General features: G+C 63.0%; 14 protein-coding genes and 1 tRNA gene. 9 read left to right on the forward strand and 6 right to left on the reverse strand.

Annotation, left to right across the window (positions count from 1 at the left end):
* The first annotated feature begins 1 nt into the window (after position 1).
* The 5 genes from BM348_RS01960 to BM348_RS01980 all read left to right on the forward strand — a co-directional run bounded on the left by BM348_RS01960 (position 2) and on the right by BM348_RS01980 (position 4,830).
* Positions 2-1,111 carry a [LysW]-lysine hydrolase gene (locus tag BM348_RS01960; RefSeq protein ID WP_092901227.1) on the forward strand — a complete coding sequence of 370 codons (1,110 nt, stop codon included), beginning with the start codon at positions 2-4 and terminating at the stop codon, positions 1,109-1,111.
* The gene (gene argF / locus BM348_RS01965; protein WP_092901230.1) at positions 1,108-2,016 is read left to right on the forward strand and encodes an ornithine carbamoyltransferase; all 909 of its coding nucleotides are present in this window, start codon (positions 1,108-1,110) and stop codon (positions 2,014-2,016) included. The genes BM348_RS01960 and argF overlap by 4 nt, the downstream gene beginning before the upstream one ends.
* Before the next feature lie 69 nt (positions 2,017-2,085).
* The gene (gene thrC, locus BM348_RS01970) at positions 2,086-3,345 is read left to right on the forward strand and encodes a threonine synthase (protein WP_092901233.1); all 1,260 of its coding nucleotides are present in this window, start codon (positions 2,086-2,088) and stop codon (positions 3,343-3,345) included.
* A 234-nt stretch (positions 3,346-3,579) separates the two neighbouring features.
* The gene (locus tag BM348_RS01975; RefSeq protein ID WP_092901236.1) at positions 3,580-3,780 is read left to right on the forward strand and encodes a hypothetical protein; all 201 of its coding nucleotides are present in this window, start codon (positions 3,580-3,582) and stop codon (positions 3,778-3,780) included.
* Positions 3,781-3,942: 162 nt separating this feature from the next.
* Positions 3,943-4,830, forward strand: a complete 888-nt coding sequence (locus tag BM348_RS01980; protein WP_092901239.1) for a transcription initiation factor IIB — start codon at positions 3,943-3,945, stop codon at positions 4,828-4,830.
* A gap of 48 nt (positions 4,831-4,878) precedes the next feature.
* On the opposite strand, the gene BM348_RS01985 is transcribed toward BM348_RS01980, so the two are convergent.
* The 3 genes from BM348_RS01985 to BM348_RS01995 form a co-directional block, all read right to left on the reverse strand.
* Positions 4,879-5,547 carry a MinD/ParA family ATP-binding protein gene (locus BM348_RS01985; RefSeq protein ID WP_092903544.1) on the reverse strand — a complete coding sequence of 223 codons (669 nt, stop codon included), beginning with the start codon at positions 5,545-5,547 and terminating at the stop codon, positions 4,879-4,881.
* Positions 5,544-5,903 carry a DUF7857 domain-containing protein gene (locus BM348_RS01990; RefSeq protein ID WP_092901242.1) on the reverse strand — a complete coding sequence of 120 codons (360 nt, stop codon included), beginning with the start codon at positions 5,901-5,903 and terminating at the stop codon, positions 5,544-5,546. The genes BM348_RS01985 and BM348_RS01990 overlap by 4 nt, the downstream gene beginning before the upstream one ends.
* A 76-nt stretch (positions 5,904-5,979) precedes the next feature.
* Positions 5,980-8,082 carry a minichromosome maintenance protein MCM gene (locus tag BM348_RS01995; RefSeq protein WP_092901245.1) on the reverse strand — a complete coding sequence of 701 codons (2,103 nt, stop codon included), beginning with the start codon at positions 8,080-8,082 and terminating at the stop codon, positions 5,980-5,982.
* 302 nt (positions 8,083-8,384) lie between these two features.
* Between BM348_RS01995 and BM348_RS02000 the strand changes: the two genes are divergently transcribed.
* Positions 8,385-9,053, forward strand: a complete 669-nt coding sequence (locus BM348_RS02000; RefSeq protein WP_092901248.1) for a hypothetical protein — start codon at positions 8,385-8,387, stop codon at positions 9,051-9,053.
* Complete coding sequence (locus tag BM348_RS02005) at positions 9,050-10,309, forward strand: thiol-disulfide oxidoreductase DCC family protein (RefSeq protein WP_092901251.1); 1,260 nt, start codon at positions 9,050-9,052, stop codon at positions 10,307-10,309. The genes BM348_RS02000 and BM348_RS02005 overlap by 4 nt, the downstream gene beginning before the upstream one ends.
* Positions 10,310-10,669: 360 nt before the next feature.
* On the opposite strand, the gene BM348_RS02010 is transcribed toward BM348_RS02005, so the two are convergent.
* Positions 10,670-10,743 (reverse strand) — tRNA-Ile (locus BM348_RS02010).
* A gap of 67 nt (positions 10,744-10,810) precedes the next feature.
* The gene (locus tag BM348_RS02015; RefSeq protein ID WP_092901253.1) at positions 10,811-11,437 is read right to left on the reverse strand and encodes an FxsA family protein; all 627 of its coding nucleotides are present in this window, start codon (positions 11,435-11,437) and stop codon (positions 10,811-10,813) included.
* A 143-nt stretch (positions 11,438-11,580) separates the two neighbouring features.
* Between BM348_RS02015 and BM348_RS02020 the strand changes: the two genes are divergently transcribed.
* Positions 11,581-13,230, forward strand: coding sequence for a DUF255 domain-containing protein (locus BM348_RS02020; RefSeq protein ID WP_092901256.1), 1,650 nt, complete (start codon positions 11,581-11,583; stop codon positions 13,228-13,230).
* A 77-nt stretch (positions 13,231-13,307) separates the two neighbouring features.
* Positions 13,308-14,111, forward strand: coding sequence for a TrmB family transcriptional regulator (locus tag BM348_RS02025; protein ID WP_092901259.1), 804 nt, complete (start codon positions 13,308-13,310; stop codon positions 14,109-14,111).
* Between the two features lie 305 nt (positions 14,112-14,416).
* Here the strand turns inward: BM348_RS02025 and mptA are convergent, their stop codons facing one another.
* A complete protein-coding gene (gene mptA / locus BM348_RS02030; protein WP_092901262.1) occupies positions 14,417-15,355 on the reverse strand; it encodes a GTP cyclohydrolase MptA in 939 nt (312 codons plus the stop codon).
* Positions 15,356-15,649 lie beyond the last annotated feature (294 nt).

The raw sequence follows: 15,649 nt of genomic DNA on the forward strand, positions 1-15,649 counted from the left end.
TATGAACGCGAGCAAACCCGAACCGACCGATGTCACGCCCGAGAACGCGCGGAACCTGCTGACCGATCTCGTCTCGATCTCCTCGCCCAGCGGCGAGGAACGCGAGGCGGCCGAACGCCTCGTCGAGTTCTTCACCGCAAACGGCCGCGAGGCCTGGATCGACGACGTTGGCAACGTTCGCGCGCCGGCCGACGACGCGGTTTTGCTGACCTCCCACGTCGACACGGTTCCCGGCGAGATTCCCGTCGAAGTTCGTCCGGCCGACGCGGACGACCTCGAGGCAGAGGTCGCAAGCGAGGAGGGCGAGGACGTCCTCTGGGGCCGGGGGAGCGTCGACGCGACCGGCCCGCTCGCCGCGATGGCCGTCGCCGCCGTTCGAACGGGCGTCTCCTTCGTCGGCGTCGTCGGCGAGGAGACCAACTCCCGCGGCGCGCGCCACCTAGTCGTCGACCGCGAGGAACCCGACGCCGTCGTCAACGGCGAGCCAAGCGGCGCGACCGGGATCACCCTCGGCTATCGAGGCTTTCTCGCGGGAACCTACGTCGCGACCAGCGAGTCCGGGCATACCTCCCGGCCCGAACCGAACGCGATCCAGCACGCGATCGACTGGTGGACGGCAGTCGAGGACGCCTTCGCGGACGACGAGTACCACCCGGTCTTCGAGCGCGTGACGGCCAAACCCGTCGACGTCGACGGTGGCTCGAGCGCGGACGGCCTGTCGGTCGAGACGACGCTCGAGGTACAACTGCGCATCCCGCCGACGCTCACCGCAGATGCCGTTCGCGAGACCGCCGAAGCCGAACTCGAAATCGGCACCGTCTCCTGGGCGGAGCCGATCCCGCCGGTCATGGAGAGCCCGCGGACCGAAGTCGCGCGGGCGTTTCGCGCGGCGATCCGCGAGCAGGACGCAGACCCCAGACTGCTGCGCAAGACCGGTACGAGCGACATGAACCTCTATGCCGGCACCTGGGACTGTCCGATGGCGACCTACGGCCCCGGCAACTCGGATCTCGATCACGCCCCGAACGAACGCCTGTCGCTGTCTGAGTTCGATCGTTCCGTTTCGGTTCTCGAATCCGTCGCGACCGACCTTCGCGGTGATACCCAATGACGACACGACACTTACTGGACATCGACGACCTCTCGGCTCCGGAACTCGAGACGATCCTCGAGCGCGCGGAGCGGTACAAACGAGCACAGCAACAGGGGGAGAACCACGAGGACCTCTCGGGTCAGACGCTCGGGATGATCTTTCAGAAGCCGAGTACGCGGACTCGGGTCTCTTTCGAAACGGGGATGACCCAACTCGGCGGCCACGCCGTGTTCCTCGGCGCGGACGACATTCAACTCGGTCGCGGCGAACCGCTCAAAGACACCGCGCGGACGCTCTCGCGGTACGTCGACGCGGTCATGGCTCGGGTCTTCAAACACGAGAACATCGAAGTCCTCGCGGAGTACTCCTCGGTGCCGATCGTCAACGGGCTCACCGACGACGCCCATCCCTGCCAGACGCTCGCCGATCTGCTGACGATCCGCGAGCAACAGGGCGGGTTCGAGAACGTTTCGGCAGCCTGGGTCGGCGACGGTAACAACGTCGCCCAGTCGTTTGCGATCGGCGCGGCGCTCGCGGGGATCGACCTGACCGTCGCAACGCCCGCCGGCTACGGGATCGACGACGAGGTCGTCGACCGGGTGGCCGATCTGGGCGGGGAGCTCACGACCACGACCGACCCCGTCGAGGCCGTCGCGGATACCGACGTCGTCTACACCGACGTCTGGATCAGCATGGGCCAGGAGGACGAACGCGACGTTCGAATGGACAACTTCGAGGGCTTTCAGGTCAACGCGGACCTACTCGAGCACGCACCCGACGCATCGGTAATGCACTGTTTGCCCGCCCACCGCGGCGAGGAAATCTCCGACGGCGTCATCGAGAGCGACCGCTCGATCGTCTTCGATCAGGCGGAGAACCGGCTGCACGCACAGAAGGCGTTGCTGAGTTGGCTCCTCGAGTAGGCCGATTCGGGCGGTACCGGACAGGACGAACCCACTCACTTTTTGCCCGTCCCGCTCTTCTCGCCGATAATGAGTCTGAGTCTTGCTGCGGAACGGCCAGAACCTCCCGTCGACGCCGAAGACGGTGCCTGGCTCGAGTGCATCGAGTGCGGTGAAACGTTCCCGCCGTTCGCGGACATTCGCTACACCTGCGACGAGTGCGACGGACTGCTCGAGGTCCGCTACACCGACCTCCCCTCGCTCGACGAGTTCGAGGGTCGTGGCGTCTGGCGATACGCCGACGCGCTCCCGCTCGAGTCGGGCGTGACGACTCAGGAGGGCGCGACGCCGCTGTACGAGGTACCGCGTCTCGAGGACGACGTCGGCGTCGAGGCCCTGCGAATCAAACACGAAGGCATGAATCCGACCGGTTCGTTCAAGGATCGGGGGATGACCGTGGGCGTCGCGGTCGCGAAGGAACTCGGCGTCGACCGACTCGCCTGCGCCTCGACCGGGAACACGAGCGCGGCGCTCGCGGCCTACGGCTCGCGCGGCGGGATGGAAACGCTCGTTCTCCTCCCCGCGGGAAAAGTCGCGGCCGGCAAGATCGCGCAGGCGAGCCTGCACGGCGCGCGGATCCTCGAGGTCGACGGCAACTTCGACTCCTGTCTCGACATCGTTCAGGAACTGGCCGCCCGCGGCGAGGCCTATCTCCTGAACTCGCTGAACCCGTTCCGGCTCGAGGGCCAGAAGACCATCGGCCTCGAGATTCTCGAGACCTTCCGCGACGATTACGGCGCGTTTCCGGATCGGATCGTGCTCCCGGTCGGCAACGCCGGCAACACCTCGGCGCTGTACAAGGCGTTCCGCGAACTGGTTCAGGTCGGGGATCTTCCGCTCGAGGACGTACCGAAACTGACCGGCGTACAGGCGGAGGGTGCCGCGCCGATGGTCGAGGCGATCGAGAACGACGCCGACGAGGTTCGACGCTGGGAGGACGTCGAGACGCGCGCGACGGCGATCCGGATCGGCAACCCGGTGAACGCGCCGAAGGCGCTGCCCGGTATCCGCGAGACCGACGGCACCGCCGTCGCCGTCTCCGACGAAGAGATCACCGACGCACAGCGAGACCTCGCGGCGGAAGGGATCGGCGTCGAACCCGCCTCCGCCGCTTCGATCGCCGGCCTCCGGAAACTCCGCGCCGAGGGCGTCGTTACCGACGACGAACGCGTCGCCTGTCTCACGACGGGCCACCTGCTCAAAGACCCCGACGCGGCGGCAGCCGCCGGGAGCGAGCCACAACCGGTCCCGAACGACACCGAGGGCGTCCTCGAGCACCTTCGCGAGTGACGTCGGGAGGATACTCAAACTCACTGTCACCTGTCGTTCACCCGTCTGCGCTCTGTCTGACGCGTCTGACGGTCGACTGACTGAACCTTTTGCGGCCAGAAAACCTATATGTGATCGATGTCCGTCGAGTATCGGCCTCCCGAGACCCCCACCCACTGCGTCCAGCGAACCGCCAGTGACAGTACCACTCGGCAGGATCGTGCGCCTGCCGAACACACCGAATCAACGCCTCGAATGCGAGACCCCCTCTCAGCCAGGATCGAACGAACCCGCCTCCGCCTTCGGATCGCCGCCCTCGAGCGGGAACTCGAAGCCAGAGAGTCCGAACGACAGGAACTCATCGATCAGTACGAACTCGTCCTCGAGCACCGAGACGCCGATTCGGCGGACTCGACGACTGACGAACGCGGATTCGTCCGTCGGCTTCTGGGCTAATCTCCCCGCTTCCGATCGCCGTTTCCCCCTGCGTTGTGCTCGACTCGAGCGCCTTTTCGTCTCCCGAATTCGGATAATGTGTTCTCGGAAACTATGTTGGAACTCCAACCAATTAGTATATTTTAAATACCATTGGTATTAGTATATTATCACGAGAGGCGAATGGACGACGGCAATACAAACCTGAACTGTACAGAATGCGATGGACAACTTCGAACCACCGGCACCGAAATCGTCTGTGAGGAGTGTGGGCTCGTCACCGAGGAGAACGCCATCGATCACGGGCCCGAGTGGCGCTCGTTCGAGGACGACGATACCGATCGGCGTCGGACTGGGGCTCCCCTGACTCGATCTCGACACGATCGGGGCCTGTCAACGGAAATCGGATACGGCTCCGGCTCTGGATCGCGACTGACGGGTCGGAAACGCCGCCAGCTCGCGCGGCTGCGCAGAGAACACAATCGGGCCCGAATCTCTACGAAAGCAGAGCGAAATCAGGTGTACGGATTCACCGAGATCAAGCGATTGACGACCGAACTATCGCTTCCGGACTCGACCCGCGAGCAGGCTTGCTCGCTCTTTAAATCCGCACAGTCGGAGGACCTCCTTCGCGGCCGATCGCTCGAGGGATTCGCGGCAGCGGCGGTGTATGCAGTCTGTCGAACGGTATCGATGGCTCGAACGCTCTCGGAAGTCGTCGACGTCGCTCGCGCCGACGAGTCCGAACTCAAATCGGCGTACGATGCGCTCAACAAGGAATTGGGGCTCCGAACCGGACCGATCGATCCGACGCAGTATCTCCCCCGGTTCGCATCCAAACTCGATCTCGATACGACGATCGAACAGTGCGCTCGAGAGCACGTCGAAACGCTTCTCGAAAACCGCGTGGTCGGAGGTCGACACCCGGGCGGCGTCGCAGCAGCGTGTCTGTACGTCGCGGCCAACGATTGTCCCGATTGTACGGGGATTACGCAGGCGTCTGCTGGAGCGGTCGCCGACGTCAACCCGGTCACGATTCGCTCGACGATTCGTCTTCTCGAGGAGTGTTAGTCGCCGATACGGACACATCGACATCCGGATAGCGCGTACAACCGGTCGTTACTTCTGTTCGCACCGTGCGATGATTTCTCCGAGCGTCTCGATTCGCGTCGCCGAGACGCTGTCGGGAGCGCACTCTCGAACAGACCGTCCCGTCGTACGCGCATCGTGAACCTCCTCTGAACTCGGGACGGTGACGACGGACGCGCCGAGCGTGCGTTCGATCGTCCGCTCGCGGTCGGCACTAACGGACGCTCGATTCAGTACGACCGCTCCGACCGGCGTCGCTGCCTCGAGCGCGAGTCGTTTCGTTCTGAGCGCGTCGGCGATCGCTTCCGTCGTGTCTGTCGTGACGAGGACGACCACATCCGCGACGTGTAACTGCGTGCCGACGTCGCTCGCGAGTCCCGCGGGACAGTCGATGATGACGCGCCCGAATTCCCGTTCGACGCCCTCGATGACCGTCTCGAACCGTCCCAGATCCGCCGCTCGAGCGCCGGCCAACGATCGTCCGCACGGGAGCAGGTGCGTAGCTCCGACGCGTCGGACCGCCTCAAGCGGATCCGCTCGTCCAGCGAGTACGTCGTGGAGGTCGGGACCACGTCCGCGGGGAAGATCCGCCATCGCGAGGTCCCCGTCGACGACGAGCGCGTCGAGTTCCGCTCCGAGGTTCAACGCGATGGTGGACTTTCCGACGCCACCTTTCCCGCCAGCGACGGCGACTATCATCGTCGCCCGTCGACTTCCGCCGGCGGCTCCCATCGTTCGAGACTCGAGCGGATCACTTGGGTGTCGATCCTCGCCCGATCCGCTGCTCGCTTCGCACCGACGAATCTGAGCGGTTCGTCCGTCGTCGCTGCCGGACTCGCGAATCCGATTCCGCGCCGACTGTCTGGCTCGAGTCGTCCCTGCCAGCGTTCGCCGTCCCACTCGGGAACGACGACGCCGTTTCGTCGCGGTGGCCAGACCGGTTCGAGCGTGCTCTCGAGGCGAACCCGCTGTGGAGTCGTCCGATCGTTCGTGAGGATAGCGCTGACGAACGTCACGCCGTCGCGACGTTCGGTACTCGCAGCGATGTCGACCATGCCGCCATTGGCCCCGTTACCGCACTTAAACTCGCGGACGACTCGTTTGCGGCCGCGTCGGCTGACTCCTGGCAGATCACGTCGTCCGGAGATTGTCCGTACTCGGTTCGTAGACCTCGCCTTTCTGTTTGAGCTTGTCGATCTCGTGTTCGGCTTTCGACTGGTCCATCCCGATCTCGTCTGCCCGCTCGAGGACGATATCCATCGGCGCGCCGTCGTCGTACTCCGCTTCGATGTCGCTGATCAGCTGTTTGATGTTCTTGATCCGGTCGCGCTGGGACTTCGTGGTCCCGGCCTCGACGATGTCCGCGTCGAACTCGCCGGTCTCGGGGTCGACGCCGATGTCCTGTAGCGTCGAGCGAACAATCTCGACGACCCGTTCGGCGTCGCTGGCCTCGACGGTATCCGAGAGTCGGATCCGCGCGCTCGCTTCCGCGAGGCGAACCAGCGCCTCTAACTTCCGTGCGGTGACGGGAATGGGCGCGTCTTCGTCGGTCCCCTTCAGCCGCAGATCGACGTAGAAGTCTCGAATCGTTTCTCTGGCCTCTTCGGTCATCCGCGGGTGACAGTTCTGTTTTGCGTACGCGATGTACTTTCGCAGGAGTTCGGCGTCGATCTCCGGATCGACCTGATCGGTCATCTCTTCGATCTCGTCGGTCGATACCTCGAGGGAGGTCATCTCCTCCTGTTGGGTCGTCAACTCCCCGGCGTAGTTCGTCGTCAGGATGTGCTCTGCGAGGTTCCGGTCTTTCTCCTCGTCCGGATTGTCCGTGACCGTAAAGATCAGATCGAACCGGGAGATCAGCGCCGGCTCGAGGTCGATCTGTTCGGCGATCGGCTCGTACTGGTCGAAGCGACCGTACTTGGGGTTTGCCGCGCCCAGCAGCGAACACCGCGATTTGAGCGTCGCGTTGATCCCCGCCTTCGAGACCGAGATCTTCTGCTGCTCGAGGGCCTCGTGCATGGCGCTGCGGTCTTCCGAACGCATCTTATCTAACTCGTCGACCGCTGCGATTCCCTGATCGGCGAGAACCAGCGCGCCGGCCTCGAGCGTCCACTGCTGTCCGTCGCCGAAATCGTCGCGAACGGCAGCGGCAGTCAGACCCGCCGAGGACGAACCCTTTCCGGAGGTGTAGACGGACCGCGGTGCGATATTCCTGATATACCCTAGCATCTGAGATTTACCCGTACCAGGGTCCCCTATTAACAGCATGTGCAGGTCGCCGCGGATCCTCGAGCCGTCGGGTAACTGCTTGGTAACGCCCGAAAAGAGCTGGAGCATCATCGCGAGTTTCTCTTGCTCGTAGCCGTAGATCGACGGCGCGATCGAGGCCACCATCTTCTCGTAGATGCCGTCTTCGGTGGAGAGGCGGACGATCTCCTTTTTGTCCTCCTCGGTGATGTCCATGTCCTCGAACTGCTCTTCGTCGATATCGACCGATACCCCTTCCATGTAGAAATCGAAGATCGGGGACTTCTCCTGCTGGTTGCCCTGTTGCTCGAGGCGAAGGACACCGACGGCGGAAACGTGATCCCCGGGTGTTACCTCTCCCGTGATGTCGTCTTCGACGTGGATGTCGAGCGCCTGGGGCGTCTCGCCGCCGCGCAGGCCTTCGGGACTTTCCTGAATTCTAAGCTTCTGGGCGTCGACGAACTCCGACTGGTCGAAGTTCACCTGAAACGGCCCCTGTCGTTCACAGCCCTGACACTCGTGGGGTTCCTGAAAGTCGCCGGTGGATTGTGGAATCCGGTTGAGAGTCCCACAGAGCTGGCATTCGAAGGCGGCTTCTTCGATCTTCGGGCGGACGTCGGTCGCCTTGCGGACGATGCCCCGAACCTGAACGAGTTTGTTCATGTTCTGGGCGCGGATGTCCCGAATTTCCGGGGACTCGGTGTCGGGTAAGTTTCGTATGCGGACGTGCGCCTGCCCGAGGCTGACGTCGATGGGGAGGTCGTACAGCCGAAGCGCTTCCTCCGCGTAGCGCTGGAGTTGCTCGGGCTGGTTGAGATAGTCGTCCGCGAGGTCGGGGTCGTAGCGATAGAGATCTTGCCAGTCGATAAACAGCGAGCGCTGCTCGTTTGGATACTGCTGGGCAAGCTGTTTCACCTCGTTGTCGCAGTAGTTCCGAAAGAACTGCTCGAACGCGTCGACGAGTTCGGAGTTTCCCGCTTGCGCCATTGACCTCTTGTTCGGTCACCATCGCGTATAAATGGTCGCAAACGACAGTGAAACTGGTTCCGGCCGTCTCGTTCGGTCGGCGGTTGGCAGGCCCGTACTGGTATCGATACGCCCTTCGAGACGGCGTCCACGACGACCGTTTAACAGTCTATTAGAGCCGATCGACGGGTTATTTCACCGGTTCACCGCACGCTGAAACTGTTTTAACAACCTGATAGGTGGTCGACTAATGCTGATGAACGTAATGAACGTACGGAACTACTATACAGACATTTCAGATAAGATGGATTAGAGATGGTTCAATGTTAGAGTTGCTCTCGGACTTTCGAAACGTAATATTCCCCGTGTTCTTCGTCGGGTTCTTCCTCGGCACACTCGTCCTGCTCGCGCTTTCGGACCGGGAAATACTGCCGGATCGAGAACTCGCGAGGAAGGCCTGGGTTGGGACATTCATTCTCGTCCTCGTCGCGGTAACCGCGCTCGGGTCGACGCTCATACCCATCGTCGAAATGCACAAGTTCTCACACCCCAGCGAGGAACAGAACACGGCCTACGAGTTCGTCGTCGTCGATGCGGACGGAAACGAACTGTTCTACGACTACCGTGCGACGCCGCCGACGACCGACAGCCGCTCCTCGACGGTCGCCTGGCGCATGGTCGACGCCTACTCCGATCAGGAACGGATGGAAACCGCGGAGTTCTATCTCTCAAATGCCAAGGAGTACCGATCTGCCATCGAATCCGGAGCGTATCCACCGCCGACGGATCTGATCGATCCACCGCGGTACGTCGACGACGAGCAGTGGACTGCTTCGACCCTCGAGGAGTACGGGGAGTTCGAATCCATTCGCATCTACGAGCGAACGCTGACGGTAAACGAGGATAATACGGAACTCGAATCACACGACAGACGACTGCTGCTGACGGTCGACGTCGACGATAAGTCGATCACCGAACACGACAACTCATGAGCGCGTTTATCAACTACTTCGCCGACGATTCTCGTTCGTCTCCGATCAATCTCGCCGTCGCTCGCGTCGCGCTCGGGACGTACCTCCTCTGGCGCGTCGTCTTTCTCGACTGGGGCTTCTACCAGGAGTGGCCCCACGCCCTCAATATCGGTATCGACTTCCTTCATCAAGACCTGCTCCTGGCGTTGTTGCCCTACCAGCGATGGCTCGTCGCCGGGTTGCTCGTGTCCTTTATCGTGGGATACAAGATCAAGTGGTCGGGTGGCCTCGCGAGTCTCATCCTGTTGGAGATGCTGTCGGTCAAGGCGACGGTTTACCTGTCGGGAACCGTCGAGTCGCTGTTCGTCTGTTCGTATTTCGTTCTGTTCTTCGCGTTCTTCCACAACGACGATGCGATGTCTGCGGACGCGGTGATCCAGACGAAAGAGAACTCGCTCGAGCAACTGAACCGGTTCCTCAAGGAGGGATCCGATCGGTCCTACCGCATGCGGCCGTTCAAATGGATGCTCGTCGTCGTCGGACTCATGTATTTCGGTGCTGCGTGGGGGAAGTTGCTCAACGGCTCGTTCGACATCTACCTCTCCGGTGCCGACCTCCAGCGCGATATCATCTACAATCAGGCTGCAACCGGGGTATCCCGACCCATCGGGGAATTCGTCGTCCAGCACGAACTCCTGGCCTGGCTCGGCTTCGTCGGGACCGCGCTCGTTCAGTCGCTGTTTATCGTCGCGGTCGTCCTCGGCGTGACGGTAACCCCGTTCGTCCTCGGCTTGATAGGCTTTCACGTCGCCGTGATTCTCACCCTGGGATTGTACTTCATCGACATGATCGTCGTGCTCTCGCTGTTTGGTGCGTGGGACGTCGCCTACCGGAAACTCGCCGCGGATCAAACGAACGCGGTCCAACTGGTCTACGACGAGCGCTGTTACTTCTGTGCGCGGAGCCTCTATCTCTTCAAGCACCTCGACGTCAACGATTCGGTCCAGTTTTACACCCAGTCGGACGCCCCGCCCGAACTGGTCGATCGCGACGGGGTCGACCTCGAGAAGGAGATGTACCTCTTCCGCGATGGCGAAGCTCACGGTGGTTACGACGCCTTCCGGCACCTGTTCAAGCAGTTCCGAATCTTCGCGCCGATCACGCTGTTGATGGCGTTCCCGCCGGTCAGGATGGTCGGCGAACGAATCTACGAATACATCGCCGACAACCGCGACCGCCACTTCGTCTGCAGTTACGACCCGGACGAAACGTCTTGAGCAGCAATCATCTTCCTTCAGTAGCTCGTTTAATCGCTCCTCGAGAACCATCGGTTCCGCACTCGCGACTCGCGAGTTTGTTCGTCACGAGAAGTGGGCCAACTCGGATTTGAACCGAAGGAAGACGGTCTCACTCGCTCCGCTCGTGAGCGTGCGACTTCCAGGGCTCAAATCCTCGTGGCAACACGAGCTTATGGCTCGCGAATTTGCTCGTCATCAGAAGTGGGCCAACTCGGATTTGAACCACCTCGAGACGTTCCGGGTCACTCACTTCGTTCGCTTCCCGGGCTGCGACTCGCGTACTTCAAATCCGAGTTGGATTCAATAGTTACGGCTCGCGGAGTTGCTCGCCGCAAAATATGGGCCAACTCGGATTTGAACCGAGAACCTCCACCTTATCAGAGTGGCGCTCGACCTAATTGAGCTATTGGCCCGCTTCGCATCAGTGAGTTGCGGGCAGGTACGTTTAAGCGTTTCTTTCTCTTATACCCGTGCGAACCGCTACCGAGCGTAGGAGTCGCCGTCCGTCTCGTCGTCCCGAGACTCCTCGTCTCCGAATTCGATGGTGTATTCGTCGTCTCCTCCGTCCGACTCGACCGTGTAGGAGTCGTCGTCGAGGTCGTACGTTCGGTCACTGGATTCACTCGAGCTCGACGCGGTGTTCGACTGCGTCGACCCGGTTCCCCGTCCGCCGGCATCGCCGCCGTTGGGGAACCCGAACGTGTAGACGTTGCCGCTGATGAATCCGCTGGTCTTTTTGTCCGCGTAGGGGACGATCACGAACCGCTTGAGCGCCGCTCGAATGGGGATTCGGGTGATCGGAACGACGAGGAGAAAGCCGACCAGGTCGGTGACCAGTCCCGGCGTGAGCAGGAAGGCACCGGCGGCGATCAACAGGCCGCCGTCGAGCAGTTCGTTCGTCGGCGGCTCTCCCTTCGCCAGCGTGCGTTGCATCTTCCCGAGCGTTCGTCGCCCTTCCGCGCGGACGAGCAACAGGCCGATCAGTCCAGTCAGAACGACCAGCAGCACCATCGCGACCCACCCGAACTCGGTACGGCTGAACACCAGCGCGAGGAGTACCGCGTCCAGAAACGGGATGAGCAACAGCGCAGAGAGCCACCGGAGCATACCCGCCACTAGGCCGCGGAGGGTCAAAACCCTTTAGTCTCACCCCTCGAGCCGACCGGCGTCGAATTTCGGACCCCGCTGGAGCGCGTTCCGTGCTGTACTCGAACGAAGGCCTTACGCACGCGACCCGCCTTCAGGCTAGCATGGACGACGTTACGAGGGTCGAGTGGCGAGCGTGGGGACAGGCGGCCTTCGACGAGGCCGAATCGGCGGACGTTCCCGTGTTGCTCTCGCTCACCGCGACGTGGTGCGATCACTGCCACGAGATGGACGAGCAGACCTACGCCGAGCCGCGGATCGCGGCGAACATCAACGACCGGTTCGTGCCGGTACGCGTCGACGCCGACCGGCGGCCACGCGTCCGCGACCGGTACAACATGGGCGGCTTTCCCTCGACGGTCTTTCTCGCGCCCGACGGCGCGATGTTGACGGGGGCGGGCTATCTCGGCCCCGACGGGATGCGCCAGGTGCTAGACAGCGTCGGGACGATGTGGGAGTCCAAAGGCGAGGACGCGAGTCGAATTCCGCGACCGCTTCGGGAGGACGAGCCGCCGGCCGGCCGACTCTCGAGCGACGTCGAGGGGTCGATGCTCGCCCAGCTCGAGGAGAGCTACGACGAGACCGCGGGCGGTTGGGGAGTCGAGCCGAAGTTCCCGCTCCCGGACGCCCTCGAGTTCGCGCTCAAGCGCGACCGCGAGATGGCGCGTCGCTCGCTCGAGGCGGTCAGCGCGAACTTGTTCGACGAGTACGATGGCGGATTCTACCGGTTCGGCGCGCAGGCCGACTGGGGAGAGATCCAACACGAGAAGCTGCTCGATTCGAACGCCGCGCTCGTCCGCGCGTTCTCGAACGCCTACCTCTACACGGGACGCGAGGAGTATCAAGAGCCCGCGTCGCGGACCATCGAGTATCTCACCACGACGCTGTGGAACGACGACGCCGACGCGTTCGCGAACAGTCAGGCACCCGGCGAAGAGGGGTCCTACACCCTCGAGGCCAGCGACCGAGCGGCCGTCGACGACCCGCCCGTCGACGCGGGCGTTTTCGCCGGACCGAACGGGTTGGCGATCGAAGCCTTGCTCACCTACTTCGCGTACACTGACGACGAGCGCGCTCGCCGCTACGCAGAGCGCGCGCTCGAGACGCTTCGGACCGACCTGCTCGAGGACGGCGTCGTCGCTCATCGACTGCCCGACGAGGTGACCGACTCGCTCGAGCGAACGCCGCTTCTGTTGACCCAGGCCCGCGGACTGCGGGCGATGCTCGCGAGCGCGAGCGTCCTCGGAGCGGAGACGCTCGAGGGTGCGCGAAATATCGCCGACGTCACGATCGAGACGCTCCGAGACGGCGATTCGTTCGTCGACGCCCCGGCCCGCGGCGCGGGGCTGCTCGAGCGGTCGCTTCGCCCACTCGACGCGAACGTCGCGCTCGCAGACGCGCTCGTCGACCTCGCGATCCTGACCGGCGAGGAGCGGTATCGGACGGTCGCGCGGGAGACGCTCGAGGACTTCGCCGGGGCGAGCGATCGGTTCGGCGTCCAGATGGCGAAGTACGGCTCCGTGGCCGCGCGGCTGCTCGAGGATCCGCTCGTCGTTCGGCTCGGAACGGACGCCGGAACCGACCTCCACCGGGCCGCGTTGCGCGTCGCGGACCACGAGAAGGTCGTCGTTCCGAACGCGACGACGGAACTGGAGCGAGGTGCCGCACGCGTCGAACGGGGCGACCGCGCTTCTGCGGTCGCTGAAACTCCCGAGAAGTTGAGCGAGGAAGTTCGAACCATACTCGAGCAATAGACTGCCCGAAACGTGCGAACCTGGGAGAGACAAAACTACCGTAGTGTTTATACTCCTCCAGTGGGTTTATTATCCGTATGGCCAGTCTCAGGGACCTCGGGCTCTCGGAGTACGAGGCTCGCGCGTATCGATCGCTGTTGAATATCGGTCCGACGACGGCCAAGGAACTTTCCCGGGCCAGCGACGTCCCGATGGGCCGGATCTACGACGTTCTCAACAGCATCGAACAGTACAATCTCGTTCGAAGTCAGACCGCGAGCCGTCCGAAGAAGTACGTCGCCGTCGAACCCGCGACCGCGCTCGATCGACTGCTCGATGACAAGAAGCGCGAACTCGACGAGAAGGCAGAACAGTACGAGTCGATCGTCGACGACCTCGCCGCGGAACTCGACGCGGCCGAACCCGTCGAAGAGCAGTTCTGGACCGCCTCCGTCGGCCCCGAGGAGACGATCGACCTCCTCTTGGAACGGCTCACCGCGGCGGACCAGGACATCGTGATGGTCGCGGCCGATCCCGCCCCGCGGATGGACATCCGAACCGTCGGTGACGAAGTGTTGGCACACCTCGAGGACGCGCTGGATCGGGGCGTCTCTGTCGACGTGTTGATGACGCGCGAACTGGTCGCCTCGCTCTCCGAAAACGTCGGCCAGCGGTATCAGAAGACGCTCCAGCAGCGGGAGGATTTCGCCGTTCGAACCAGCGACGACGTCACCGGCTCGTTCAACATCATCGACAGCGTCGAGGTCTGCATTCAGGTGCCCAACCCGCTCGCGTCACAGGAGGTCTTCGGCATGATCGACCTGAAAGACCCCGAGTTCGCCGCCGACGTCCACGAGGAGTTTTACCCGACCTGGGAACGGGCGACGCCGCTCGAGTTTTGAACCCGAGCCGCGAACGGCTCGGCTTTTCCACTGGCACGCGCTGGGCCGCACCGCGAGCGACGCGAGCGGTGCGATCCGATCCGCGTGAGGGATGAACGAGAGAACGCAGTGATCGAGTGAATCGGTTGGGGAGGTCGTGGCTGTTACTGGTCCTTGAGAGCGGTGCTCTCCAGATTGTGTTCCGCTGCTTCTGGCTGTGTTCCGCTGTTCTGATTCGCTCCGCTCCTTCTAGTCGTGTTCTGGGTCGTGAACGCGCGTGGAAAACTGACGGATACAGCCGTTCGAGCCGCCAACAGGTCGTCGCTTTAGCGCTCGAGGTCGCCGTTGACTTCCTCGCGAAGCGTCTGCATCTCGACGACGCGTTCGGCGTGGGCATTGTGCTGGTGGATCGACTCGTCGTTGGACTGGATCATCGTGATCACGGCGTCGTCGTCGAGGTGGTCTAGTTCCGAAACCACGCCCTCGGCCATCGCCCGCACGCAGTCCTCGACGAACTTGGCGTCAGCGTGGGCCTCGTAGGTCATGTGGTCTTCGTCGGGGCGCTTGGCGAGGTTGTAGATCTTCGCGCTCATAGACTCGCGCGCGATGTCGATGATCTCGTTTAAGTCGACCTCCGGATCGCCGTCAGCCTCGACCGTGACCGTCGCGTGCCCACGCTGGGAGTGGCCCGGCTGCGGGACCGCATCGAGGAACTCCGTGATCGTCTCCTCGGGCACCTCGAGGTCCTCGAGTTTCTGCTTCGCTCGCGCCGTGGACATGCCCTGCGAGCACGGGCAGACGGTCATGCCGACGACGTGGGCACCGATCTCCTCGCGGGTACCCTCTTCTGTCGCGGTCGCCGACGCGATGATGTCGACGGTGTGTTGGGTTTCCCGATCCGACGCGGGCGTCTGCTCGCGGCGCATGAACTCCGCCTCCATCGAGACCTCGGCTTTGGACGTGTAGTCGTGGCGCTCGAGCAGTCGCTCGGCGGCGTCGCCACAGACGTCCTCGACGCGGTAGGCTTCCTCCCGGGTCGCCTCCTCGAGGATTTCGTCGATGACCTCCATGTTGCGGCTCATGTCCGCGCCCTTGCGCCAGGAGGGGAGGTCGACGAAGACCTCGAACTCCGCGGTCAGCACGAGCGGGCGTTTGCCGGTGCGCGCGATCTTCACGAGTTTCTCGACGCCGGTGACGCCGACCTGGTTCAGGCCGACGGTGACGTCGGGGGCCGTCGCCTGCACGTCGGGAAGCTGTTGACTCATTACCCGTATTCGGGACAGCGCGCGATTCAACCTTTCGGAAGGGACGTTGGCCCGGTGGCCCGTCTGACGGCTCCTGGTTCGTCGCCCCCTTTAAGTGCTTCTCGTCACAAGGTGTAGATACGAACGGCAGTCCGCACGGGGCGACTCCCCGTGCGTTTCTTTCGGTGTCAATTTCGCGTAGCCGACGCTGGCGATTCTCGAGGCTTCTCGGTACGGCAACTGTCGTCGGCTGGCGCTTGCTCGCAGCCGTCGTCGGACGCCGCTCGATTCGTTTCCACTTCCGGCGGTTCTATA

Origin of the sequence: Halostagnicola kamekurae (assembly GCF_900116205.1) — an archaeon.
Taxonomy (GTDB): domain Archaea; phylum Halobacteriota; class Halobacteria; order Halobacteriales; family Natrialbaceae; genus Halostagnicola; species Halostagnicola kamekurae.

Excerpts from the sequence above, each read along its gene's own strand:
- argF (WP_092901230.1), top strand. The coding sequence starts at position 1,108 with ATGACGACACGACACTTACTGGACATCGACGACCTCTCGGCTCCGGAA.
- BM348_RS02015 (WP_092901253.1), bottom strand. The coding sequence starts at position 11,437 with ATGCTCCGGTGGCTCTCTGCGCTGTTGCTCATCCCGTTTCTGGACGCG.
- BM348_RS01985 (WP_092903544.1), bottom strand. The coding sequence starts at position 5,547 with ATGATAGTCGCCGTCGCTGGCGGGAAAGGTGGCGTCGGAAAGTCCACC.
- BM348_RS02020 (WP_092901256.1), top strand. The coding sequence starts at position 11,581 with ATGGACGACGTTACGAGGGTCGAGTGGCGAGCGTGGGGACAGGCGGCC.
- BM348_RS02025 (WP_092901259.1), top strand. The coding sequence starts at position 13,308 with ATGGCCAGTCTCAGGGACCTCGGGCTCTCGGAGTACGAGGCTCGCGCG.
- BM348_RS02000 (WP_092901248.1), top strand. The coding sequence starts at position 8,385 with ATGTTAGAGTTGCTCTCGGACTTTCGAAACGTAATATTCCCCGTGTTC.
- BM348_RS01975 (WP_092901236.1), top strand. The coding sequence starts at position 3,580 with ATGCGAGACCCCCTCTCAGCCAGGATCGAACGAACCCGCCTCCGCCTT.
- BM348_RS01995 (WP_092901245.1), bottom strand. The coding sequence starts at position 8,082 with ATGGCGCAAGCGGGAAACTCCGAACTCGTCGACGCGTTCGAGCAGTTC.
- BM348_RS02005 (WP_092901251.1), top strand. The coding sequence starts at position 9,050 with ATGAGCGCGTTTATCAACTACTTCGCCGACGATTCTCGTTCGTCTCCG.
- BM348_RS01990 (WP_092901242.1), bottom strand. The coding sequence starts at position 5,903 with ATGGTCGACATCGCTGCGAGTACCGAACGTCGCGACGGCGTGACGTTC.
- mptA (WP_092901262.1), bottom strand. The coding sequence starts at position 15,355 with ATGAGTCAACAGCTTCCCGACGTGCAGGCGACGGCCCCCGACGTCACC.
- BM348_RS01980 (WP_092901239.1), top strand. The coding sequence starts at position 3,943 with ATGGACGACGGCAATACAAACCTGAACTGTACAGAATGCGATGGACAA.
- thrC (WP_092901233.1), top strand. The coding sequence starts at position 2,086 with ATGAGTCTGAGTCTTGCTGCGGAACGGCCAGAACCTCCCGTCGACGCC.
- BM348_RS01960 (WP_092901227.1), top strand. The coding sequence starts at position 2 with ATGAACGCGAGCAAACCCGAACCGACCGATGTCACGCCCGAGAACGCG.